Raw genomic sequence first — 24834 nt, forward strand, 5'->3', positions numbered from 1 at the left:
GAGAAATTAGTCTTCAATTTAATGATACTCAAAAAATAAAAATAGATGAACGAACTGTAGATAGTGATGATTTTGAAAGACTGTATAAAGAGATAAAAAAGTTTAAAGTAATCAAGGAGTAAAATCCTAGTGCTAACATCAAGATAAGCTGCCAAGTAGAGGCTCATTCGCAAAGCTGATTCAATACTCATAAAATGAATATTGCGACTGTGTCTTGACTTATTTACTTCACTGAGAATTTCACTCAATTATACAATCTTCTGTGGAATGCCGACTGCGGACTGTAGCTTACAAATGCCTTTCTACAATCTGAAGCATATTCCCATCAGGGTCAGCAAACGTACGGACTTTGCCACCACCAATGGCATTGATAATATCACTTGCCCATACCACTTTTTTACTATCCAGATAGGCAATGGTTTTTTCTATATCTTCTACCCGTAAGGCAAGATGCGACCATCCTGGTGTCCAGGTAGTGCGGATTGGCCTGGCGGTATGATCTATAGGCATTACTTCGAGCAAAGTATTGTCTGGCGCTCTTAATATCCAGACAGGTTTTTCGTCGCGGAAATATTTTGTATAGCCCAGCACTTCACAATACCAGTCGGCTAGCTGGTCTACATTATTGGCGGCTACTGCCGGATGATCTATGCCGCTTATTTTAAAGGAAGTTTCTGTCATTTGATGGCTGTGTTTTGTTGTAAAGTTTGCATGGCTTTGGCATATCTACGCCCTAATTCACGGGCTGAAGGACTATCAAAATGAATGGTATCGCCTTTATGCGTTAAATCGGCCGTTGAAATGCATGCGGTGGATGGCATCTGACCAGGGAGTTCTTGTAAGGCCTGGTTTACCTTCGCAGCCTCAGGTATCCTGTTTGCATAAAAGTCTGGCAGAGTTGCGACCACAACAGGCAGATCCGGTGCATTCAATTCTTTACGAAGGTTGGCAATGAGCTCTTTCAGTTTTTGGGCATACGTGTCGGCTTTCCCAGGTTCACTGTCTGATTCTCCCTGATGCCAGATAATCCCTTTCAGTTGACCGGTCTGCATGGCTATTCTGGCACGTTTGAGGGCTTCATCATAGGGATAACTTTTTGTCTGGTCATGATAACCACCAACTTTCCAGGCATCAATAGAAGAACCTCCGGCCGCACAAGGTACAAGACCAATGGTAATTTTGCTATCCGTATCTGCCATGAGTTTGCCGAAAGTAAGTCCTGGGCCTACGCCGGCTATGGGTTTATCAAAGTGCATAGGGTCACTGGCTGGCTTCCATTCGTTATTTTTGTCCAGCATATGTATCCTGGGATGAACTTGCTGGTCTTCTGGCTCTACTACTCCCCGTCCAGCCATATTGGATTGCCCTAGCAGGAGATATACATGAAAAATTCCTGTCTCTTTGCGGGAGATTTTACCTGGTTGGGTTGCCGGAGCGCATCCGTTTAACATACATATATAGATGGCTACAAAGGCATAGATACGTATACATTTTCTCATCTCCCAAATTAAGAAATAAAATTAAATCTGCGCTCAATTTCCGGATATTGAAACCAGAGCCTGGGAATGAAATTCGGGCCAGTGCTGTTTAAAGCAAAAAAGGAATTTCACATGGAATTAGGAATATATTCATTTGCTGAAGTAGGCACAGACCCTACTACCAGCCAACATCTGGGCTGGCACGAACGCATTCAACACCTGATGGAAGAAATTGAACTGGCAGACCAGGTAGGTTTAGACGTATTTGCCGTCGGCGAACATCACCGACCCGATTATGCTGTTTCATCTCCAGCGGTTATTCTGGGTGCGGCCGCCCAGCGAACCAAACATATTAAGTTATCCAGTGCTGTAACGGTGCTGAGTTCAGATGATCCGGTACGGGTATTTCAGGCCTTTTCTACGGTAGATTTGTTGTCTTCCGGCAGGGCAGAAATTATGGCCGGCCGGGGTTCATTCATTGAATCTTTCCCTTTGTTTGGGTATGATCTTAATTTATATGATGAATTGTTTGCTGAGAAACTGGATTTGCTGATCAAACTCAATGAACAGGAAAAAGTGAACTGGAAAGGAAAACACCGGCCTTCTATACAAAATCTGGGTGTGTATCCCCGGCCGTTCCAAAAAAACCTTCCCATCTGGATAGCTATTGGCGGAACACCGGAATCTATTGCCAGAGCGGCTAAACTGGGTTTACCTATGGCACTTGCTATTATTGGCGGTGCTCCCGACCGCTTTGCGCCTCATGTAAAGTATTACAAAGATTTATTCCACCAGGCCGGCCATAATCCGAATACGTTGCAGGTAGGTATCAACTCACATACTTTCATTGCGGATACTTCTCAAAAAGCGGCTGATACATTTTTTCCGGCTTATGCCCAGACCATGTCACGCATTGGAAGGGAAAGAGGATGGCCTTCTATGAGCAAGGAGCAGTTTGACTGGCTCCGTTCCCCGGAAGGTTCGTTACTCGTCGGAAGTCCGGAGCAGGTGATTGAGAAGATTTTATATGAACACGAATTATTTGGCCACACCAGATTCCTGGCTCAGATGACGGTTGGCCCTATGCCACATTCAGAAGTGATGAAGTCAATTGAATTATTTGGTACCAAAGTAGCGCCGGAAGTGAAGAAAGCACTGGCTTCAAAAGCGCAACCAGTAACCAGCAAACAAGAGCAATAACAGCAAGCCAGCAAAAATAATTTTATTAGCCAGATATTAGTATATTCAAGTGTACACTGTTTGTTTACATGTATGGATAAAATTGATATCTGGCTTTCTTCTAACAGGGATATTGGACTGTTAGCGTTGAGGATCTTTATAGGATTGCGGCTCATCTATGGGGTAGCAGATAATGTATTCAGCCAGGAACAGATGATGGAGTTTGCCCATTTTCTGGAAGCTAACAACTTCCCTTTGCCAACCCTTAGCGCCATCGTCTCTGTATATGTGCAATTAATTGGAGGGCTGTTAATTTTGATCGGCTACCAAATCAGACTGGCTGCTGCGGTATTGATTGTTAATTTTCTGGTAGCCTTAGGCATGGTACATATTAACGATACTGTAGAAGGGATGACACCAGCACTGGCCATGTTATTTGGATGTATTACCCTGCTATTCACTGGTGCCGGAAAATATTCGTCTAAAAGCACTTTTACACGCTAATTCACCTGTTTCATTTAGGCAAATAGTTTGCAAAAATACCAGAAACAACTCCGGGGATACCTTTTCTAATTTCTGCTTAACCTGGGTTTGTAGCTGATAAACATATTGAGCCAGATCATTCTGGAGCTACGGAAAATAACCGGCAACAGGGCAAACATCAGAAAGGTGATAATTCCCATCACCAGCCACAAACTGGCGTTAAAAAACAGAACCATTACGATACTGATGGCAAATGCTACACCCAATGTAATGCCATAGCTCACATACATGGCTCCCTGAAAAAATCCTGGTTCTGGTTCGTACGCTTGCCTACATACGCTACATTTTTCGTGCATTTCAGTAAAATGTATAGACGCATACGAATGGCTGGATACAAATACTTTTCCCTCATGACAAGCCGGACAGGTGCCATGTAATATGCTATATAATTTACTTTCTTTCGCGATCATATCTTTACTATCTTTTAGTACTTTGTAAAGATACGGTAAAATAGTACGCTGGGTATAGAACAGAAAGCGGTATTTATGGTACTTTTTGAAATTTTCTGCGGAACTGCTCTGGTGTTAGACCTGCCATTTTCTTAAAAAACCGGTTAAAATATGAGTTATCCGTATAATTCAGCTGAGCAGCAATTTGTGAAATAGTGAAATCTGTATGTACCAGCAGCCGTTTCGCCTCCAGCATGAGCCGGTCCTGGATAATGTCGGTGATGGATTTTTGTAATACTGCCTGGCAGATGGCATATAGTTGTTTGGAAGACAATTGCATCATTTCGGCATACTCAGTTACCGGCAAATGCCGGGTATAATGTTGTTCAACCAGGGCTTCCAGTTTCCGGATCTGCGAAGTTTGCAGGGAAGCGGGTTCTCCAGGGTAGATTGCATAATATACACCTGCCGATTTTATCAGTAAAATATTCAGATACGAACGGATAACATTTTCTTTTTGAAAGGTATTCCCTCTGAATTCCTCATATATTGTTGTAAACAGTGCTGTTATCTCTGGCAAATTTTCAGATGCCAGATACAGATAAGGCGAACCCGTAAGCGGCTGGAAATAAGGAAATTCAGTTAATGTTTTCTGGGTATATGCTAACAGGTAAAAGGCCGGGTTAAAAAAAATAACAAACCCGCTATCTGCCGGGGAAAGCCGCCAGGAATGAACCTGTGCCGGAGACATAAAAAACAGGCTACCAGGCTTAATTTCATAGCTCACAAAATCTATGATATGTGTACCAGATCCTTTCGTAAACAGCACCAGAAAGTAAAAATCATGGCGGTGTGGTGCCTGCACAAACTGGTATTTCGCCATATGTTCTTCCAGGGTTTCAATATAGAAGTCAGGATGGTGAGCCGGTGAGTGATTAAAATGGCCAATATGTAATACCGGAAGCGCTTTATCTGAGGCAGCCAAATGATGTGGTCTGTTTACTTCTCCATAGATGACAAATACCTTTCCTGTATGATATTCAAATGATGGCGTTCATGCCCGGCAATCACAAACAGAACAGCCCTTGCCGATATATCTTTTCCATTGGCATTGCCTAGCTGAGATAACATGGTTTCGTCAAAAGTTGCAAACTGAAGCAGATTGGCTTCCCGGACAAGCCGGTATTCCTGCAATAATTCCGCTGATGAACGCTTTCCATAGTTACCGTTGGCCGCATAGGTTTCTTCGTCAAAGCCAGGCAAAGCTTGCTTTTCGCCTCTGGCAATACACAAAGCCCGGTAAGCCATAATCCGCTCGGTGTCTATCATATGCGCGAGCAGTTCTTTCAATGTCCATTTTCCGGGCGCATACCGGTAATTCCACTGGTCTTCCGAAAAAGAAGAAAACAGCGTTTGCATATTGGTAAGGCCTCTTTTTAATTCAGCCAATACATCATCGCCGGTTACCAGGTTTACATACCGGCTGGTGTATACGCTCTGGGAATATTCTTCTGGAGTAGGTTTTCGCATGGTTTGTTAGTTATAAAGTTGACAAAATACCCGAACTAAACTTTAATTGTTGATCTGTTTGCTTAGTCTGTTCGTTTAGCTGGTATACTACTCGCTAAATTATTTTAATTTTGGCAAATTCAACTACATTCATGCAAAAAGAAGAAATAAGCAGCTGGTTTCAGCAATTACAGGACAATATTTGCAGGCAAATCGAAGCTACTGACGGTAAAGCCAGATTTGAAGAAGACCTGTGGACAAGGGATGCTGGCGGAGGCGGAAGAACCAGAATTATTCAGAAAGGAAATATCCTTGAAAAAGGCGGGGTTCTTTTCTCTGCTGTTCACGGAGAAACGCCGGCAAATATTCTGCGAGCACTTCACTTAGAAGAGGCCGAATTTTATGCTACAGGCGTTTCTATAGTGATGCATCCGCAAAGCCCGATGGTGCCCATTATTCACATGAATGTACGCTATTTTGAAATGAGCAATGGCATTAAATGGTTTGGAGGTGGCATTGATCTTACGCCGCATTATGTAGAGGAAGCCGATGCCCGTTTTTTTCATAAAAAACTCAAGCAAGCCTGCGATACACATCATCCTTCATATTATGCGGATTTTAAGCAATGGGCCGACGATTATTTTTACATTAAACACCGGCAGGAAACCAGAGGCATTGGCGGCATTTTCTTCGACCGTTTGTCGGCTACTGATGATTTCAGCATAGAACAGCGTTTCCGGTTTGTGCAGTCGGTGGGAGAAACATTTGCACCAGTGTATACCTATCTGATGCAGAAGAATGCAGCTTTATCTTATGGAGAGCCAGAAAAGGAATGGCAGATGGTACGCCGGGGGCGGTATGTGGAATTTAACCTGGTATATGACAAAGGCACTAAATTCGGTTTGGATACGGAAGGACGTACGGAATCTATTCTGATGAGTTTACCACCCCAGGCACAATGGCACTATAATTACCAGGTTCAGCCAGGCAGCCGGGAGGAAAAAACAATGAGTTTATTGAAGAAAGGGATAGACTGGGTGTAGTTATAGAAATGAAAATTGAGCTAAATGCATATTGTCCTTGCTGTGGATATGATACATTCCGTACAATAGCACGTTTAGAATATAGCATTTGTCCCATTTGTTATTGGGAAGATGATCCCGTTGGATTTAAAGAAGCGAAATATAAAGGAGGAGCAAACAGCGTTTCTCTCATTCAGGACAAAACTTTAAAGAATTTGGCGCTTGTGAAAAAGATATGATCAGACATACCAGAAAGCCAACTAAGAATGACAATAAAAATCCGGATTGGTAAGTTTTAGTTTTTAACTTTCATTATGATTATCTACCAGCATGATTGAAAAAATTAAAGAGTGGGATACAGAATTATTTCTGTTTTTAAACCAGCTGCATATTCCGATGATGGACATGGCTATGTACTGGATCACTGACCGTTGGTTCTGGTTTCCGTTTTATGCACTCATTATTTATTTTCTGATTAAAAAATTCCGCCTGCAGGGCGTCTGGATGGTACTTACCATTATTGTAGCGGTTGCCCTCGCCGACCAGGCTGCTTCCAGTTTTTTTAAGCCGTATTTTTCCAGGTACCGGCCTTGTCATGAGGTGGAACTGCAGCCACTGGTGCATGTAGTACGAGGCTGCGGCGGCCAATATGGATTTGTTTCTTCTCATGCTGCTACTACTTTCTCCTTTGCTATGATTATGTGGCTGCTCGTCAGGCAAACGTTCAGACATATTTATTTCCTGTTTGCATGGGCTGCAATGGTCTCTTATAGCCGGATTTATGTGGGTGTACACTACCCATTAGATTTGGTTTTCGGGTCTATGGTCGGCATTGCCTGTGCACTGCTCTGCTACCTGCTATATAAATACTTTGAAAAATGGCAGATAAATAATACTCCTCAAACGCCGGTAACATAGTTGTTTATAAACAGAGCGTATCGTTTGAACCTTTTATCTGCCTTTTTTTAGTGTTAAAACAATTTGTCCGGCATGATGCGAAGTATGAAAAAGTATGTGTGAAAATAGCCTTGCTCTGGAAACAGTACCAAAAAATGGCGTGTCAACCGGATCCAGCCAGGAGGTGTCAGTAGCATTCTCAATATAGCGCTGTAGCATATCAAATCCTTTTTGAACAAGCAGATGGCTCTGGTCTACATCTTGTCCTTGCCCTTCATCGGTTTGGCCCATGGTTGTGTTTTGCACCTCTGTTGGAATCCCAAAAAACAAACCAAACATATTCATCATTTCGCCAATGTGCCGGTAGATAAACCCGGCAGATGCTGTTTTCTCATTCAAGCGGAGATGTGCATTTTCATGGGTAATTCCGGTGAAAGCGGCCGAACAGGTGATCTGGTTCTGAGCTAACATCTCCAGCAAAATTTCTTTCTGCATATTTTAATAATATTGTTACGAAAACTGACCTTAAGGTTTAAATTAGGTACAGCTATAGAGCTTTGATTATAAATAGATGACAGGCTACAGGATATTGAGTTTTTTAAGGAAATTATCTTTATAGGAAGCACCAATCGGAATAAGTTTTTTATTGATGATGATGGAAAGATCTTCGATGGCTTCGATTTTCTCAATATTGACAATAAACGAACGGTGTACCCGTATAAACTCTCCGGAATTTAGCTTCTTTTCAACTCCTTTCATCGTAGAATGCACCACATGCCTACTACCGGAAGCTGTATACATCATCACATAATCCGCCAGAGCCTCCACATACAACAGATCTTTCAGACTGATTTTTACAATCTTGGAATCCGACTTAATGTACAAATCTTTGGAATGAAGCTGGATCGGCTGCTGGGCATCAAATACTTCTTTGGCTTTAGTTACAGCTTTCAGAAAACGGGCATAGGTGATGGGTTTTACCAGATAATCAGTTACGTTATATTCAAAGGCTTCTACCGCATAATCAGAACGGGACGTAATAAAAATGACCTGAGGCTTTACCTGAAGGCTTTTTACAAGTTCCATTCCCGTCATCTGAGGCATTTCAATATCGAGAAACAACAGATCTACCGGATTTTGTTGTAAGAAATTAGCCGCTTCAATGGCATCTGCACACTCTTTGGCCAGAGTTAAGAAGCTGGTTTGTTCTACAAAATGCCGGACTATATTTCTCGACATGTCCTCATCATCCACAATGATACAGTTCATAATAAATTGTTTTACTGATTAATACGCAATGCACTACCAATCGTATGCGTGTATTTCGTAGTTCATAGATGAAAAATGTATACGCCAGAAATTGGTCTAAACCGTTTTGATGGTATTAAAATTATAAATTCCTGTACGCATCAGGAATCATTTTCATCAAATATTTACCAATAATATCAAATTCCAGGTTAATCGTATCTCCTTTTTGTAGCTGGTGAAAATTGGTATGCTCATACGTATACGGAATAATCGCTACCCTAAAGCCATTCCTGCGGGAGTTAAAGGCAGTTAAACTCACGCCATTTACACAAATGGAACCCTTTTCCACCGTAAAATTACCCATTGCAGGGTCATATTCAAAATCAAATAACCAGCTCCCGTCCTCAGCAATCACAGATGTACAAATACCAGTCTGATCGACATGCCCTTGTACAATGTGTCCATCAAAGCGGCCATTCAGCTGCATACATCTTTCCAGGTTCACTTTATCACCAATCTTCAGTTTTCCTAAATTTGTTTTAGACAACGTTTCCTGAATAGCTGTAACCTTATACTGGCTTGCATCAGTTTCTACCACCGTCAGGCATACGCCATTGTGAGAAAGGCTCTGGTCTACTTTCAACTCTGCAGCCAGCGGAGAGATGATGGTAAACGTGAGATTGGTACCTGATTTTTCAATGTGCTGTACTTCGCCAGCCGATTCTATAATTCCTGTAAACATTTCATTAATGGATCATTAAAAATAAATTTCAATTATTAAAGCACTCCTTTGGTACTAGGCAGATTCTGCAGGTTTTTCTCATCCCGGCTGACAGCCATTTTAATAGATTTGGCAAACGCTTTAAAAACAGCTTCTATTTTATGGTGTTCGTTCTCCCCTTCCACCTTAATATTCAGGTTGCATTTGGCTGTATCGGTAAATGATTTGAAGAAATGAAAGAACATTTCGGTAGGCATCTCTCCTATTTTCTCCCGTTTAAACTCCGCTTCCCATACCAACCAGTTACGGCCCGAAAAATCAATGGCTACCTGCGCCAGTGCCTCATCCATAGGTAACAAAAATCCATAGCGGTTTATTCCGCGTTTATCACCCAGGGCTTTGGTATACGCCTCTCCCAGTGCCAGTGCCGTATCTTCAATTGTATGGTGTTCGTCAATATGCAGATCGCCTTTTACGTGAATAGAAAGGTCTGCTCCGGAATGTTTTGCCAGCTGATCGAGCATATGGTCGAAAAAACCAAGGCCAGTACGCATATCGGATTTACCCTGACCATCTAAATTGAGTTGAATATGTATATCAGTTTCTTTGGTCGTACGTGTAACAGAAGCAGTGCGCGCAGGCAAACGGAGAAATCGGTAAATTTCGTCCCAATTATTGGAAATAAGGGCAATGGTTTCATCGGGTTGAATACTATTGGCTTTATTACCGGAAAAGAAAATGGCTTTAGCTCCCAGGTTTTTGGCCAGTTGCACATCTGTCATCCGGTCGCCGATCACATAGGAATTTTGCAGATCGTAAGTACCATTAAAATATTGCTGTAACAGACCAATTCCGGGTTTGCGGGTAGGCAGTTTTTCATGCTCAAAACTCCGGTCAATATGAATATTAGCAAAAGATATATTTTCACCGGCTAAGGTTTCCAGCATTTTATTATGGGCAGGCCAGAAAGTTTCTTCCGGAAAGGAAACGGTTCCCAGTCCGTCCTGATTGGTGACCATAGCCAATTCAAAATCCATCTGAGTGGCAATTTTATGCAGACTAGTAATGGCTTTGGGTATAAAGGATAACTTTTCTAAGGAATCTATCTGGAAATCCGTAGGTGGTTCTACAATGATGGTTCCATCACGGTCTATGAATAAAACTTTTTTCATGGTTGGTTCAAAAACCGCAAGTTAAGAGTTGATCGGGATATTTTAGATAATATAAGGAAAATGCCTCTTATACTTCCCGGTTTATCCGTTCGCTGGTGGTAATTACTACTTCTGTTTCCTGCCTTACAATCGTCACGGTTTTTTCTATGGGTTCAATAATCCCTCCATTCATCACAAACTCATGTTTGGCATAGTCAAATTCTTTTTCGCTTTTAGCCACTACAATGGTAGCCACCCCATTGCCGATCAGGTTGGTAATGGCCCTGGCTTCTGACATAAACCGGTCTACTCCCAAAAGTAAGGCAAGGCCTTCTACCGGAATCACCTGCAATGCAGATAAGGTAGAAGCCAGTACAATAAAGCCGCCTCCTGTTACAGCAGCAGCGCCTTTGGAGGTAAGCATTAAGATAAAAATAATAGCCGCCTGCTGGCTGAAAGTAAGATCTACGTTAAACACCTGTGCCAGAAAAATAGTAGCCATTGCCAGGTAAATGGTAGTACCATCCAGGTTAAATGAGTAGCCGGTCGGAATCACGAGCCCAACCACAGGTTTAGAACAGCCAAAATTTTCGAGTTTACGCATAATCTGGGGGAGAGCAGCCTCCGATGAGGAAGTTCCCAGCACAATGAGCAATTCTTCTTTAATATACACCAGATACTTCCACAAACTGAATCCATACGCCCTGGCAATCAGGTTGAGCACTACAAAAATGAACAGAAACATAGTAGCATACACCGTCAGCATCAGCTTTGCCAATGGAATAAGCGTAGAAACCCCAAACTTGCCAATACTGTAGGCCATCCCTCCAAATGCGCCGATCGGTGCCAGTTTCATCACAATGGCGAGAATATTAAAAAATATCTTCGAAAGCTTTTCAAAAAAATGAATGACACTTTGCCCGGCACTGCCCATTTTAGTAAGACCAACGCCAAATAGCACAGAAAAGAACAATACCTGCAGAATATCACCGTCAGCAAAGGCTTTTACTACATTAGAAGGCACAATATGGATCACAAAATCCACCCAGTTGATTTCTTCTGCCCCTTTTTTATAGGCAGAAATATCTCCGCCCTGCACCAGAGATCTATCGAATCCGACACCAGGTTTAGTGAGGTTGGCCACAAATAAGCCGATAATGAGCGCAAAGGTGGTCACAATTTCAAAATACAAAAGTGCTTTCCCTCCTACCCGGCCCACCTTTTTCAAGTTACCCATGCTGCCAATCCCCAGTACGATGGTCAGGAAAATAATCGGAGCAATCACCATTTTTATCATGTTGATAAAAGTATCTCCCAGAGGTTTCATCGCTGTACCTACTGCCGGATAGAAAGCACCTATCAGAATTCCCAGCGTGATGGCAAGCAATACCTGAAAAGTGAGATTTTTGTAAAATTTACGCATGATAGAGTGATGCCATCTTACCGGATGGAATTATTTAATGTGTAACCAGAATTTAAATGTTTTTATGCTTTTCAAAACAGCCGCAAGTTGATTTTGTTGATTTTCTAATAATTCAAGGCATTCAGCAACAGCACGTAGTCCATACTTTTCTGCTAAATACATGGGTAGTTCCACTACACTCAGATTATAGTTAGGTAAAGTCCGATATAAAACTTCCATTAAAGTTAACCTCGTATCTGGCTTTAGTTCATACAATAACTTTCCTGCAAATTCCTGTTCCACAAAGTTTCTTTCCCCTCTGGATGTATCTTCAAATACCTGTAATATTCCTTCTACTATAATTTCATGCTTAGCTTGCAGCAATGTCTTTTTTAACTGCCTGTAGCGTAAGCTTCCGGCATAATAATTTTTATCGATGGATAAATAAATTTCTTGCTTTACCTGCTCAGCTGTCAAAGGAAATTTCATAAAAGACAAAGCTAAGGTACAAGATAGTAATAAGAGCTTATCAATTGTAAGTGCAAAAATTTATTCTACAATTGCTTAACAGGAATATCTGGGTTTATCCCTTTCAAAATAAAAACCGCTTAATTGTTTGATCAATTAAGCGGTTGAAAGCAGTCAAGCTGCCAGATAGGTTGAATGCGACTACCGGCCTACAGTAAGTTTGGTAGAAAGATTAGCCAGCATAGCGATCATAGCGATCACAATACCATATAAGCCTACCAGTTCATAGGAAAACAAAATAGATATTACGATTAAAACAACTGGCAGCAATGTAGAAACGGTGTTTAACAGAAAATGAAAGGCCGAATCCATCAGGCTTACTTTAAAAGATTTTTCAGCCAGGTAGTTGAAATATTTCCGGTGAACCGTTTTATATACCTGAACTACTTTATTGGTTAACAAACCGCCAACGATACCTGCCTGCGCTGCATAGAACACTTGCATAGAAGTAAATTCTGTTCCATTACATACCCATGAAGCCGGAAGCAAATACTGTGTAATACCAAATGCTACCAAGATCATAAACAACGCACTTATCAATTTCTCTGTCAGGTAGGAAACAGGGTTCTTCTTCCAGCCAGAAACAGAGGCCATACTACCAAATACGGATGAAATTCCTACACCTGAAATAGCTAATACTAAAGGCAATAGTACCGAACTGGCAGGCATATCGAGCGATTGAAAAGAACTGATGGGGCAGAAAGTAGTACCCAGCAACATAGCCGCTACCAGGGTACCTCCTAACGTATCCAATCTGTCATTGCTAAGTATCCGGCTAGCTTGCGCTGCGAAGGTAGAATAGCTATCTGTATAAGGGATGGTTATTACTTCATATACATGCAGGCAAAGCAGTAAACCTGAGGCTCCTAATGCAAAGCCGCCGGTTAGAGATAATACCGTATAGGATGTCCACTCAACGGATGGCAGGTAGGCAGCTGATACCAGCAGTAAGCCGGTGAGCCCAATAAATAGAATACCGTTATTGTTAATATTTTTTTCGCTGCAAACTCTTTTGATGAATTTTTCTTTCCGGGTACTCAAGGAATCAAGGCTAAGCACATATTGAGAGATACCTGGTCTTAACAAAGCGCCTAACCCTATACTCATAATACCTGCTACGCTGGCACTGCTCCACAACGATACAAATTTGTCTCCGGTAATTTTGTAGCAAACAAACAGTGTAAAAGCCGACAAGGCAAATAAAGTTAATGGCTTATAAGAATGCCGGATAAAAAGATTAAATTTTTGAAATACATATTCGCCTGTTTCAATCAGCCAACCCGTACCCTGCACTACTCCCGAACGCCAGGCTAACCGTAAAGTCGTTAACAACAACACCACAACTCCCCATACAGACATATTAGTCATTAAATTTTCCATAAATTTTTTTGTTAATAATTACATGGTTTAAGACTGCCTTATGCCAATGACATAGGTAATATTCACTAAAAAAACCATCAATTTTTGCAATAACATATTTGATTATCAGTATATTAAGCGTTTTTTCAATGAATTTATTCGAAAATATATACGCTCAAAATACAGGATAGTAACCAAAAAAACTAATTTTTATTGTACAATCTTACATGGAAAATAGTTTCGGACGTTATAAAACAATATGAACTCAACCGAAGAAATGATAGTTTTTACACATAATGAAAGCGATTATGAAATACCAGTGGCTAGTGATTTTTTTGCTGTGGAATGTAAAATTACTGGCTCAGGAAAGGCCCCCTATGTTGCTCTTAGACATGAATATGCAGATAGAAGCGACCCAGGCTGTGAATGACATGTATAACTTTAAATTTGCCCAGGCAGAAAGGCAGTTCAATCACATCAAGCAGGCACATCCTACCCATCCACTTCCCTATTTTTTACTGGGCCTGAGCCAGTGGTGGAAAATTGCGCCCAATATTGATATAGAAACATATGATAATGCTTTCCTTTCCTATATGGACAGTTCCATTGTACTGGCTGAAAAAATGTATGAAGCCAATGAAAACAATGTGGAGGCTTCTTTCTTTCTGGCTGCAGCTTATGGATTTAAAGGAAGATTATACTCTGAGCGGAGAGACTGGCGGAAAGCTGCCGTAGCCAGTAAAAGCGCCCTCAAATACCTCGATAAAAGCAAAGGGTATGAAGAGCTAAGTCCGGAGTTTTTATTTGGCGATGCCCTGTACAACTATTACCGGGACTGGATTCCTGAAAATTATCCGGCACTCAAATCTATTTTATGGCTGTTCCCCAAAGGAGACAAAGAACTTGGCATAAAACAATTGCGGGAAGTATCCAATAATGCCTTCTACACCCGAACAGAAGCCCAGTATTTTCTGATGCGGATTTACGGGGAAGAAAACCAGACTCAGAAAGCTTATCAATTATCCAGATACCTGCACGAAACCTTTCCGGATAATTCTTATTTTGAAAGATATTATGCCCGTACTGCTTTCTCGCAGGGAAGAATCGATGAAACTGAATCTGTAGCAACCAGTATCCTCAAGAAACTGGATAGCAATATGCCTGGCTATGAAGCCACCAGTGGCCGGTATGCCAGTTTCTTTCTGGGACATATTTATAATAATAACGGAAATACAGAACAGGCAAAATCGTATTATAAACGTACCGTGGTCTATTCTGAACAGATTAAAGCTTATGAAAGCGGATATTATTTATCAGCCCTTACGGCTTTAGGCCGCTTATATAATAAGGATAGAAATTTTGAGGAAGCAGAAAAATATTATAATGTCGTACTCAAACGGGCCGAGAGAAAATCTGATTATTACAAAGAAGCCAAGGAATACTTCTCGCCCAAAAAGAAGCGCGAAAGAAAACAAGCTGCCAGAAGCGTATCTTAGTATAAATTTTTGATTCAAAAGTGCTAATTATGATAGCTTCTTTAAATTATACATTATCTTCTAAACATTAAAAATCCAAACATCATTCTGGCTATTTCTTGAAAGACAGATTTATTTTATAGTAAATCTGTCTTTTGCTTTTTATTTTTAGTATTTTCATTGGCTGGTATATATACCTTGTTTTACTATGGAAAACAGAAGAAACTTTGTAAAAAAACTAAGTGTGGCCACCGGAGCTTTATCTTTAGTCCCAGTCTTAACACCTGTGAAAGCCCGTTCCCTTTCAGAAGCCGGGAAATTAATTAATGATTTATCTCCGGCAGAGGCGGCCAGAAATGAGGAATACTGGCATACCATTCAGCAAGCGTATACAGTTTCACCTAATATCATCAATTTGAATAATGGCGGAGTAAGTCCGCAGCCCTTAATCGTGCAGGATGCCGTAGACCGGTATAACCGCATGTCGAACGAAGCGCCTTCATACTTTATGTGGCGGACACTGGATGCCGGAAGGGAATCGCTGCGGATGAAACTGGCCGACCTGGCTGGATGCGATCCGGAAGAACTGGCCATTAACCGCAATGCGACGGAAGCTTTAGGCACTGTAATTTTGGGCTTAAACTTAAAGAAAGGCGATGAAGTGGTACTTACCAAACAGGATTATCCCAATATGATCCAGGCCTGGAAGCAACGGGAAATGCGGGAAGGCATTAAGCTAAACTGGGTAAACCTGGAATTGCCGATCGAAAATGATGAAATAATTGTACAAAAATTCAAAGAAGCCTTTACACCCCGCACCAAAGTGGTAATGATCACCCACATGATCAACTGGACAGGGCAGATTTTGCCGGTAAAAAAGATCAGTAAAATAGCCAGGGAAAGAGGTATTGCTGTACTGGTAGACGGAGCCCATACATTTGCCCACCTGGATTATAAAATTCCAGATCTGGATTGTGATTATTATGGCACAAGCCTCCACAAATGGCTGTCTGCTCCGTTTGGTTCAGGCATGTTATATGTGAAGAAAGACAAGATCAAAGACTTATGGCCTTTGTTGCCGAACCAAAACCCTCTGATAGCTGATATCCGCAAGTTTGAAGTACTGGGCACCAGGTCGTTCCCGATCGAACAGGCGATTGGCCATGCCGTTAACTTTCAGAATGCCATCGGAAACAAGCGCAAAGAAGAAAGATTACGGTATTTGAAAAATTACTGGGCAGAGAAGGTAGTACACTTGCCTAGGGTAAAACTGAATACATCTCTGAAACCAGAATTCTCCTGTGCCATTGCTAACTTTTCGATAGAAGGTATGGAACCCTCAGAAATGGATACGATACTCTTTAACAAATATAAAATTCATACGTCTGCCATTGTATGGGAGAATATTAAAGGAGTCAGGGTAACTCCTCATGTGTACACACCACTAAAAGACCTAGACCGCCTGGTAGATGCCATCACCTTTATGGCAAAGAAATAAGCTTCTGGTATATATAAAGTGTGGCAAGGCTTCTAATGAAGCTTATTTAACTATGGTATATGCTGCCACCTTTCCATAAACAAATGAACGGTCCTTTTCAAGCAGTTGCTCGCTGAGTGGTTTATTTTTTCGAATTCTGTCTTGAAGGCTTTGAGGTATTTCTCTTGGAACAATTAGATTGCGAAAACAACACCTGGCTCCATTTTTTGCTACCCTGGCTACTTCCTCAAAAAGCAGCGTAGTATCTTCTTCACTCTTTAATTCACAGATATTAGACAGGCTGAAACAATCAATAGAATCAGGTTGCCTCGATTTCAGCCATTGTTTTACATCTGCTGTAATGAGTTGTAGGTTAGACACATTCTTTTGCAGTATAGGAAAATTCTCTTCTTTCAGATAAGCCGGTACCTGAAAGTTACTTTTGTAATTACCTAATAGATAGAGCGCAAGAAAATAGTTGTCTTGCACAGGAACATTTGTTAATACATTATGGGCTCTTTTATAAAAACTTTCTGCATAAGAATGACTGCCATCGTCAAAATAAAAATAATCTGCACTCAGCCCTCTTCTGGCCAGCATGCGCTTATTAAATAGCATCTTAAATATAAGCCTAAACTGCCATGTATTAAAATGCATATCATAAAACTCCTGTTGTTCCTGTAAGCTGGAGGGAGCAAACACCTGCTGAACTTTTCGTCTACCTTGTATCAGTTGCAACATCCTGGAAGCAATACGGACGAATTTTTCAAAACGGCCCGACATGAGTATTCCATTAGAAATAATAGGTTGATGGGCTAGCCAGAAGGCTAGTGCTGGTTCAGATAAATGAGGTTTTATTTTTTCAAATATTGCCGGCCGGTTCATGGTATCTGTTAAACCCATCAGGCAAATAAATTCAGGGTAAGAAAGCTGTTGTAAGGCTCTTATTTTTAATTCTAATAGATACGTTTGAGCCGGATTAATATCCACAGCATAAATAATAGCCGGATTTAACAATAGCATTTCCAGGGTATTGCAACCGCCAGAGGTAATAGTCATTACTTGCTCACCGGGTTTAATTTGTAACGCTGCTTTGTCAGATTCCGGATCTTCCCAGTTCATGGTAAAAATCAGCTTACTTAGTTCAACCTGACTTTTTGGATTATTCGCCATATGTATATTTTTGAATAGACCATAATCCCTGATGATTATAAAAAGGAGCTGGAATAATTCCATGCTTATTTGCCCACAACAGTATTTCTTCCATTTTTTCCAGGGTAATTTGTCCCCTACCTTGGGAATAGGCATAATGCTTATTCTCAAACGCCAGCACTACAGCTTCCAGAATACAGCCATGGGCAATTTTACGGGAAGGAACATGATAGAGAGGTAATCTATAATCAGGATAGAAGTGGATATTTCCACATACATAACCCATACCGCCATATAAAAAATGTATTTTACTGGTATCAATACAAGTTATATCTATATTTTTTGGGTATCCGGCATCTATTACAAGCGTTCCGGTTTTTAAATTATGTAGCTGAATACTGGAACTACTGGCAGCAGCAATAATAATATCACCCTCTGAAGCATATTCTTCCACAGAATCCGTGATTGTGCAAGCAGTACCTGAAAGATCATGATATGATTCAAAGAGCTTTCTCTTATTTCGGGCAACTAAAGTGAGCTGAGCTGATTTTCCGGCAAAATAGTTTACACAAGCACTGCCAATATCGCCTGTAGCACCAATCACTATGATATGGCTTTGAGATATATCTTTATCTAAGACCTGGCAAGCATCTTTCACATTTTGCACGATAAAGGCAGCCGTAAGGGTATTGCCTGTAGTAAAAACAGTTTGAAGCCCAGCTGGAAGCAGCTTAGTCTGGCCCTCGAGCACAATGGAAGTAAAACCACCAAGGGTAGCAATAGGCGCTCCTAATGTATTGGCACAAAAGGCAGCTTCCTTTACTTTCTGTATATTCTCTTTCAAGTGAATGCTTACCAAAGAATCTGGGCCTATAAAAGTTTCTACATAGCAGCCAGTGATTTTTTTGTTGTTCAGCGTGGAAGTAACATCAATCTTAAATAAACTTCTGGCAGGAAAAAACGGGAAAATATACCTGATTTCTTCCTCTACAACCTGATTCGTTTGGCTACCCCGCATCTGATTCACCATCGCATATACATTTTCCCACCTCTCCTGATGGCCAAGAATAGCAAAATCGCATGAATCAGTTATAGGAAGTTTTACTTGCATACAATCAGGCGGAATGAATTTCTTTGTCAGCTACCGGGGAAGGTTCCCGGGTGAGTTCGGGCCCTAACCATAACTTTATATAAATGTGCCAGAAAGAAAGTTCTTTAGTAGTGGATTGAATACATTTTGGCAAATAAATCCAGGGCATTTTGGGATACTGGTGATGCGCAAGGTGTATATTAAAATTCAGATATAAATACCTGACAAGCAACGGCATTTTCAGGTTATGTGCTCCATTTATGATATCTCTGGGCGAAAAAGCATGCGTTACATAATTTTGAGACGACCACACAAAAGCATGGCAGAAATAAGCCCCAATCAGAAAATATATATCCAGTTTCAGCAGAAAAAATATAATGAACTGGAAAGCAATAACAAGATAGCTTTCCAGGCGGATCTTAACAAGCAGTTTATCTTTATTAGCACCCTGTATAATTCCTTTAATTTCATGATTCCAGCTGAAAAGTTTAGAAAAAACCAGTTTGGGAAGCAGGGCAAACAATACAACAGCTACCACGATCATTATCCATTCCATGCCCAGGCGGACTATATAAAAATAGCCCTGCCTAAGCCATTTCTGTTGATGTGCATAATATAAATCCCACATCTCATAGTCTGTACGGTTATGTTTATGGTGGTTTAAATGGCACTTGCGGATAAAAGTAAAAGGGGCAACAAATATCCATGAAAGCACCACACCCAGCCAATAATTCAGTTTGCGGTTTGGATGCATCATATCATGCTCAGCTTCATGAATCAAGGAGTACAGCGGTATCATGAGTATAGCAAACAATATGGCTAAACCAGATTGATAAAGCATCTTCTCTGTGTGCGAACCCATATATAAAACCAGCAAAGCACCTGCAAAACAGCTACCTCCAATTGTCAAATTAAGGCGGTAAGGAATAGGATAAACAATCTCCTCTTTCATGCGAAACTCAGGTTGAATGATACATATGCTTATTTGTGATCGCCTTAAAAGGGAAGATTAACAATCCATACCGTTGTTTCTTCTCCTGGCAACCCAATAGCATCCAGTGCCCGGGCATAAGTCCTCAGGGCATTAGCCCGCACATAACGAATGGAAAGCCCGATCTCATCCAGATCATCTTTCATACAATTGCCATTACATACTCCGCAATGTCCCATCGAATCTGTAGAAGCTGTCCATTGGGCCAATATGGTCATTACATCTTCATGAATAGCTTTGAACTTTTGAATAAATAATGACTTATTGAGCTGCAACTCCTGTTGCAAAATTTCAGTAGCATGGCTCAGGTGCTCTTTTTCCTGGTCAGAGGTCTGAAGTAATAAGGCACCTATTTCACCCCCTATGGCCTCTCCGGCATCTTTGTACATCGACACAGCAAACGATTCAAGCATCACTTCCTGAATAATCAGGCAAGCAATAAAATCACCTTTTTGGGCATATTTCAAAAATTTATCCCGCAGCGTTTTCCAATATACGCCTTCAATATTGGCCACAACAGGTAAATCATTGGCACTAGCTATCCTCTGAAAGCCCAGCGCATGCTGCCTTTCACTTTCTGCATGTTCTACCGCTTCCATTTTTTCGTGAATATCCGCCATAAGGCCGGCAAGCGAAGCAAAATTAGACATGCCTACCAGTTCTCCACTAATGGCCTGCGATAATACATCTGCAATTACTTTTCTGCGCCTGACTGTGTCAGAATTTATCATGATTTGGGTTTCCATACTATAAACATTAAACCAGTGAATAATCTTCAAAAGGAACGCCAGCCATTATTTCGTTAAGCAAGGCTGTGTTATTTTTTAAACTTGTAATGTATCCTACAGATTTGAATTCAAATTTGTAGAACTGTTTGAAGCAGGACAGAAGAGGATCTTTTTCATGTAAGCCTATGCTTACAAAATGAAAATTTCCCGTAAATGCCTGATGCCTGGCCTGATTTACCAGGTCTAACAATGCAGCCTCCTGGCCTTTCAGGCAATAAAAATTATTTATATACAGAATCTTAATAGCCTCTCCAATCTCCGGCAATGGGAACAAAGGCAGCACTTTACCCAAACTATTTACAGTATATACCAGCATTTTTAGATAGGGCTTCAGGCCAATTATTACATTCTGCTTGTAAGGCAACGTATCTATAAGTGTAATGGCAGCAACTGGCTGTTTTTGAATATATGCCACAAGTACTGCCTGGCTTTGCACTGGATCTGCACATAAAATTTTCCCTAACTGATACTGCTGATAAAACTGATTAAATTGTTTAAGTAGATCAGCATCAAATGCTTGCTGGCAAATCTGATACGTACTATTTTTTACAGGCTTTCTGGCAGGCAGAAATTGATATACACTAAATTTTCCCAATATATGGAAAACCGGAAGAGCTGCACGGCCTTCAAAAACTGGCAGCACCCGGTTATTGCCATCAGCCACTGTACAAAAAAGCAGGTCTGCTCCTTGTGATTGCAGATAGTGCTGCATCTGAGAAACCAGCTTAAAGGCGTATACCTGTGACCGGAAAGCATTATCTATTTTCAAATCACTTAAGTAATACAGGTCTGTTGCTTGTTTATTGACAAAAACCTTATTTTTTGAAGCTGAAAAACTTCCTATAATCCGGCTGTTCTTTTCCAGAACATACGTAATACTTTTTCCTCTCGCCTCCAGAAGACTAAAAAAATCAGGCTTCCTGTCAATGCGCAGAGATATGCTGCCCTGCATGGGATTGCTGGCGGTGAGTACCAGTAATGGTTCGTTATCGGAGGGTTCAGCAATTCTGATCATAGAGGAAGATAACCGAAATCCTTATAAGGCATTTCCAGCGAATGAATCATAATATATAAAAATATTATATTCGCTGAAAGCAATTATTTACCTGAAGGTCAATATTCCTGAAAGCCCTCATTAAAATTTATGCCTATTAAATGGGATATTGATAATTATTCTATCTTCTCCAGCAGCATTATAACTAAACAAAAAATATAGTCGCACCTTATAGTTGATAAAATGAGTTATGTCAATACTGGCTCCACATATCCATGAATCAGAAGAAACATTATAGTTGCTGTCTTCGCTTTAATAGCTGTAGTGTTGATATACAATATAGCCTTCCAGAAAAAAATGGTAAGAGTGCTACCAAAACACACAAATGCGCTTAGTCTAGTCCTCTAATCAATATCAACCCACGCTTGTAAAAGCAACTTTTAAACCGTAGCCAGCAATAGCTTCACAAATTCATCTATTTTATCTTCGTATTCCTCGGTTAAGGTAATTCCCAGCTCTTTCAAGGATGTCAGATTTTCAGGTTCGGCATTATCAATGTCGGCTTCTATGTCTATGGGCAGTTCGGGATTGATGCGCAGGTACTGATTGCTTTTACCGATGTTTTCATATAACTGGCTCAAATGATAGTCAACCGTTTCTGCATTGGCTGTAGCGGCAATGTCAATAATAGGTTTGCTCCATGCGGCTAATCCCCAGTCTTTGGCATCCTCGTAAGTATATTGCGTTTTAGGCAACCCGGTTCCCAGAGAAAAAATAAGCAATTGTTCGATAGGCAGTGACCTGAGTTGCGGCTCCTGTTGAGAAAATATCTTACGGGCTTCTGTAAAGGCACATAAAGCAGGGTTATTGGCAAATATACTTCCATCTATTAAGGTATATCCTACGCCGGAAAAAGACTGGATTTCTTTACACTCAAAATAAGTGGGCAAAGCCGTAGCAGCCCTGGCTACATCGCGCACAAAAAAATCGGCGGATGGCTTATCCATGGCACTGGTCCGGTTAAAAAAATAAGCATTCCGTTTAGTAATATCGTAGGCGGTGATCAGGCAGGGCTTGAGCAGATGTTTTAGGTGCAGGTCTTCAAAATAGCTGTTGAATACTTTTTCAATCTCGGTAGAAGAATATTTCTCATCAATTAAACCACCCAGGCTTACAATCTTATGATCGAAGGTTTCATTAAAAATTGTAGCCGCATATTTCACATAGAGATCCACTACCTGACTGGCATTAAACCGTGCCGAATGAATATGCGGCTTTACCGGACTGAGATAGGCACAAGCCAGAATAGCACCGGTACCGGTTCCTGCAATCAGGTCGAAATAATCAGCAAGGCGGCTTTCGGGATTTCCGGTTCTGGCCTGAAGCCTGTGTTCCAGCGTAGCCAGTATTTGTGCAGCAATAATTCCTCTTACGCCTCCTCCATCAATGGAAAGGATGCTTTTGTATTTTTTCGGTTTAGATGGATTCATAAATGATGAGTGATTGTGTGACAGAGTGAATGAGTAAGTAGTATGTTATATAGTGATTTATTAAATGGCTGATATTTCTAATATATACTTCGCTATTCACTCAGTCACACAATCGCTCATTCACTCAATTTTTTCAGCTCCGAGTATAAAACTTTTTTCGCAGATCTGCTAAAAGCAGGTTAATTTTTTGGTAATCCGGATGATCCGGCAGACCGGAAGCCTCATATGCCTGTTCAATGCGTTCCATCTTTTGTTCCGACAATGCCAGCAGTTCTTCATAGGAATAAGCCCCGCCTCTGATCTTAAGGAGTTCATCCCGGTTAGGCCGCCTCACCAGGATATGCTTCTGTACCGCAATTTCTTCTGCCATCTCCAGCAGCCGGATGGTATGCATCATATTTTTGGCATCGTAGTTTTTGCCATGTTGCAAGGTATTGGCATAGCGTTCCTGGTTTCTGTTTTCTACCCATTCCCAGTAGTCCTTATAATCTTTGCAATAGGTAGAATAGCCATCTTTGTTGAAAGAGAGATAGGTAGCAGGCTCCATTCCGGCAGGAACACTACTAAGGGATACATCATTGGAGGAGTCATTGCGGTAAATGCCTGAAAAACCAAACGAGGCAGCAGGTGTATCGTCATAGAATAAGGCATACAGGTTTTTAATGTGAGGCACATTTACCAGTCCGCACCGTTCCTGCACCCAGCTTTTGCCGGCTAGCCACTCTCTGGCCGGTTGCGAACCAATTCCTGCCGTAACATAGCAAAAGTCTATGATCTCTTTCCGTTCGGGAGCCACCGGATTTACTATTTTTTTATTCAATCCTCTCGCCTTCTGCACCTGAGCCCTGGCATATCCTGCTAATGTTACTTTACATAGCTTAGACAAAAACAACTCCGGGCGGATTTGCTCAAACAACGGATGCCGGATGAGCACACAATCTTCAGGCGCATTCAGCATTTCCAGAATATTGGGGTTATTTTTATAAAGCAACTCTATAAACCGCTTCAGCTCATAATATACAATATCATTGTTGGTATCATTTACCTGTTCTATATAGCCCATGCCATAAAAATCAGATTCCGGCAGCACAAATACACCCCGGATATCAGTATCGGAAGTGGGTAGTGAAGTGCCATAGGCTTTACTACCAGAAATGCATTCGAAAATAATCAGGTTCTGCGCTTTGAGTTGTTCAATGGTCATAGTTTTCGTCCATAGTCCACAGACGACGGTCCGCAGCTATTAGCCTTAGTTAGTGTCTGGTCTGTGAATAGTAAATAATCTTATTTTAATTCTTCCGTCAGTTTTTCGATTTCTGCTTTAAGTGTATCATCCAGTTCAACAATTGAAGCTTTTTGCTGGGATAATTCAATTAAGTGGTATCCAATTTTCACAAGTCGTCTCATTTTTGTACCATCATCAGGAGACCAAACTGTTCCACTTTTCTGTCCAGTATCGCTAACTGTAAAATAATAGTTTGCTCCATCCAAACCCCATTCATATTCTGAATATCTCGTATGTGAGATAGCATTCTTAAATAATAATTTCACTACTTCCGCAGAGTTCTTCCTTATCTCTTTTTTATATCTTTCAACTCTAACATGTTGCCAGTTCTTATTTTCCCATATCTTTTCTTTACAGGTATGGTAAACTATGTAATACTTTTCATTTTCCCTATCATATTCAATATCGAGTACGTTTTCTGGCACAAAAGAAGGCATTACTAAAAATCTGATTTCCGGATAATCGGTGAGGCCTTGAAACAACACATTTCTGACTTTTGAATAGTATTCAAACTCAAAAGTATATGCATCAAATATTCCACTAACTGGCGTTAGATGGTCGATTTGCGCATTTGCACTTTTCATTCCCATCAACACAATTAGAAATAGCAACATGACCTTGATTTTTCCCATTTGGCATTAGTTTATATTAAATGTTCATCAGGTA

The 24834-nt window shown here is 40.9% G+C and carries 26 protein-coding genes and 1 pseudogene; 7 read left to right on the plus strand and 20 right to left on the minus strand.

Annotated elements, in window-relative coordinates:
* Positions 1-288 precede the first annotated feature (288 nt).
* Both GXP67_RS04160 and GXP67_RS04165 read right to left on the minus strand, forming a co-directional pair.
* The gene (locus tag GXP67_RS04160) at positions 289-681 is read right to left on the minus strand and encodes a VOC family protein (RefSeq protein ID WP_162441992.1); all 393 of its coding nucleotides are present in this window, start codon (positions 679-681) and stop codon (positions 289-291) included.
* Positions 678-1499 carry a sialate O-acetylesterase gene (locus tag GXP67_RS04165; RefSeq protein WP_162441993.1) on the minus strand — a complete coding sequence of 274 codons (822 nt, stop codon included), beginning with the start codon at positions 1497-1499 and terminating at the stop codon, positions 678-680. The genes GXP67_RS04160 and GXP67_RS04165 overlap by 4 nt, the downstream gene beginning before the upstream one ends.
* A 111-nt stretch (positions 1500-1610) precedes the next feature.
* Here GXP67_RS04165 and GXP67_RS04170 point away from each other — a divergent pair, with 111 nt between their 5' ends.
* Both GXP67_RS04170 and GXP67_RS04175 read left to right on the plus strand, forming a co-directional pair.
* Complete coding sequence (locus GXP67_RS04170) at positions 1611-2678, plus strand: LLM class flavin-dependent oxidoreductase (protein WP_162441994.1); 1068 nt, start codon at positions 1611-1613, stop codon at positions 2676-2678.
* 72 nt (positions 2679-2750) lie between these two features.
* Positions 2751-3161, plus strand: a complete 411-nt coding sequence (locus tag GXP67_RS04175) for a DoxX family protein (protein WP_162441995.1) — start codon at positions 2751-2753, stop codon at positions 3159-3161.
* Between the two features lie 65 nt (positions 3162-3226).
* Here GXP67_RS04175 and GXP67_RS04180 read toward each other — a convergent pair whose 3' ends face one another.
* From GXP67_RS04180 to GXP67_RS04190, 3 genes are all read right to left on the minus strand, one after another.
* On the minus strand, positions 3227-3610 hold the full coding sequence (locus tag GXP67_RS04180; protein ID WP_162441996.1) for a DUF983 domain-containing protein: 384 nt from the start codon (positions 3608-3610) through the stop codon (positions 3227-3229).
* Between the two features lie 73 nt (positions 3611-3683).
* Positions 3684-4574 carry an AraC family transcriptional regulator gene (locus tag GXP67_RS04185; protein ID WP_162441997.1) on the minus strand — a complete coding sequence of 297 codons (891 nt, stop codon included), beginning with the start codon at positions 4572-4574 and terminating at the stop codon, positions 3684-3686.
* 14 nt (positions 4575-4588) lie between these two features.
* Entirely contained in the window at positions 4589-5119 is a 531-nt protein-coding gene (locus tag GXP67_RS04190) for a DinB family protein (protein WP_162441998.1), read from the minus strand.
* A 131-nt stretch (positions 5120-5250) separates the two neighbouring features.
* On the opposite strand from GXP67_RS04190, the gene hemF reads away from it, so the two are divergent.
* The 3 genes and pseudogenes from hemF to GXP67_RS04205 all read left to right on the plus strand — a co-directional run bounded on the left by hemF (position 5251) and on the right by GXP67_RS04205 (position 7038).
* Positions 5251-6141: an oxygen-dependent coproporphyrinogen oxidase gene (hemF, locus tag GXP67_RS04195; protein ID WP_162441999.1), complete on the plus strand. Its 891-nt coding sequence runs from the start codon at positions 5251-5253 to the stop codon at positions 6139-6141.
* Between the two features lie 8 nt (positions 6142-6149).
* Positions 6150-6412, plus strand: a pseudogene (locus tag GXP67_RS04200) (CPCC family cysteine-rich protein).
* A 38-nt stretch (positions 6413-6450) separates the two neighbouring features.
* On the plus strand, positions 6451-7038 hold the full coding sequence (locus GXP67_RS04205) for a phosphatase PAP2 family protein (protein ID WP_162442000.1): 588 nt from the start codon (positions 6451-6453) through the stop codon (positions 7036-7038).
* Between the two features lie 33 nt (positions 7039-7071).
* Here GXP67_RS04205 and GXP67_RS04210 read toward each other — a convergent pair whose 3' ends face one another.
* The 7 genes from GXP67_RS04210 to GXP67_RS04240 form a co-directional block, all read right to left on the minus strand.
* Positions 7072-7512, minus strand: a complete 441-nt coding sequence (locus GXP67_RS04210; protein ID WP_162442001.1) for a DinB family protein — start codon at positions 7510-7512, stop codon at positions 7072-7074.
* 84 nt (positions 7513-7596) lie between these two features.
* Positions 7597-8286, minus strand: a complete 690-nt coding sequence (locus GXP67_RS04215; RefSeq protein WP_162442002.1) for a LytR/AlgR family response regulator transcription factor — start codon at positions 8284-8286, stop codon at positions 7597-7599.
* Between the two features lie 121 nt (positions 8287-8407).
* The gene (locus GXP67_RS04220; RefSeq protein ID WP_162442003.1) at positions 8408-9007 is read right to left on the minus strand and encodes a riboflavin synthase; all 600 of its coding nucleotides are present in this window, start codon (positions 9005-9007) and stop codon (positions 8408-8410) included.
* A gap of 35 nt (positions 9008-9042) precedes the next feature.
* Positions 9043-10158: a bifunctional histidinol-phosphatase/imidazoleglycerol-phosphate dehydratase HisB gene (hisB, locus tag GXP67_RS04225; RefSeq protein WP_162442004.1), complete on the minus strand. Its 1116-nt coding sequence runs from the start codon at positions 10156-10158 to the stop codon at positions 9043-9045.
* A gap of 67 nt (positions 10159-10225) precedes the next feature.
* Positions 10226-11560, minus strand: a complete 1335-nt coding sequence (locus GXP67_RS04230; protein ID WP_162442005.1) for a dicarboxylate/amino acid:cation symporter — start codon at positions 11558-11560, stop codon at positions 10226-10228.
* A 30-nt stretch (positions 11561-11590) separates the two neighbouring features.
* The gene (locus GXP67_RS04235) at positions 11591-12028 is read right to left on the minus strand and encodes a hypothetical protein (protein ID WP_162442006.1); all 438 of its coding nucleotides are present in this window, start codon (positions 12026-12028) and stop codon (positions 11591-11593) included.
* Positions 12029-12208: 180 nt separating this feature from the next.
* A complete protein-coding gene (locus tag GXP67_RS04240) occupies positions 12209-13447 on the minus strand; it encodes a sodium/proton-translocating pyrophosphatase (protein ID WP_162442007.1) in 1239 nt (412 codons plus the stop codon).
* Between the two features lie 275 nt (positions 13448-13722).
* On the opposite strand from GXP67_RS04240, the gene GXP67_RS04245 reads away from it, so the two are divergent.
* Together GXP67_RS04245 and GXP67_RS04250 are read left to right on the plus strand one after the other, a co-directional pair.
* Complete coding sequence (locus GXP67_RS04245; RefSeq protein ID WP_232064919.1) at positions 13723-14922, plus strand: tetratricopeptide repeat protein; 1200 nt, start codon at positions 13723-13725, stop codon at positions 14920-14922.
* 187 nt (positions 14923-15109) lie between these two features.
* On the plus strand, positions 15110-16399 hold the full coding sequence (locus GXP67_RS04250; protein ID WP_162442008.1) for an aminotransferase class V-fold PLP-dependent enzyme: 1290 nt from the start codon (positions 15110-15112) through the stop codon (positions 16397-16399).
* A 42-nt stretch (positions 16400-16441) separates the two neighbouring features.
* Here GXP67_RS04250 and GXP67_RS04255 read toward each other — a convergent pair whose 3' ends face one another.
* From GXP67_RS04255 to GXP67_RS04290, 8 genes are all read right to left on the minus strand, one after another.
* Complete coding sequence (locus tag GXP67_RS04255; RefSeq protein ID WP_162442009.1) at positions 16442-17551, minus strand: DUF3419 family protein; 1110 nt, start codon at positions 17549-17551, stop codon at positions 16442-16444.
* Positions 17541-18641 (minus strand): hypothetical protein, encoded by a 1101-nt coding sequence (locus tag GXP67_RS04260; protein WP_162442010.1) that lies wholly within the window; start codon positions 18639-18641, stop codon positions 17541-17543. The genes GXP67_RS04255 and GXP67_RS04260 overlap by 11 nt, the downstream gene beginning before the upstream one ends.
* Positions 18642-18645: 4 nt before the next feature.
* Positions 18646-19572, minus strand: coding sequence for a fatty acid desaturase family protein (locus tag GXP67_RS04265; RefSeq protein ID WP_162442011.1), 927 nt, complete (start codon positions 19570-19572; stop codon positions 18646-18648).
* Between the two features lie 44 nt (positions 19573-19616).
* A complete protein-coding gene (locus tag GXP67_RS04270; protein ID WP_162442012.1) occupies positions 19617-20357 on the minus strand; it encodes a long-chain fatty aldehyde decarbonylase in 741 nt (246 codons plus the stop codon).
* A 10-nt stretch (positions 20358-20367) separates the two neighbouring features.
* Positions 20368-21414 (minus strand): GNAT family N-acetyltransferase, encoded by a 1047-nt coding sequence (locus GXP67_RS04275; RefSeq protein ID WP_162442013.1) that lies wholly within the window; start codon positions 21412-21414, stop codon positions 20368-20370.
* A 419-nt stretch (positions 21415-21833) separates the two neighbouring features.
* Entirely contained in the window at positions 21834-22883 is a 1050-nt protein-coding gene (locus GXP67_RS04280; RefSeq protein ID WP_162442014.1) for a patatin-like phospholipase family protein, read from the minus strand.
* A 133-nt stretch (positions 22884-23016) separates the two neighbouring features.
* The gene (locus tag GXP67_RS04285; protein ID WP_162442015.1) at positions 23017-24087 is read right to left on the minus strand and encodes a DNA polymerase beta superfamily protein; all 1071 of its coding nucleotides are present in this window, start codon (positions 24085-24087) and stop codon (positions 23017-23019) included.
* Positions 24088-24167: 80 nt separating this feature from the next.
* Positions 24168-24800 carry a hypothetical protein gene (locus tag GXP67_RS04290; protein WP_162442016.1) on the minus strand — a complete coding sequence of 211 codons (633 nt, stop codon included), beginning with the start codon at positions 24798-24800 and terminating at the stop codon, positions 24168-24170.
* Positions 24801-24834 lie beyond the last annotated feature (34 nt).

The sequence above is a fragment of the Rhodocytophaga rosea genome (genome assembly GCF_010119975.1).
Taxonomy (GTDB): domain Bacteria; phylum Bacteroidota; class Bacteroidia; order Cytophagales; family 172606-1; genus Rhodocytophaga; species Rhodocytophaga rosea.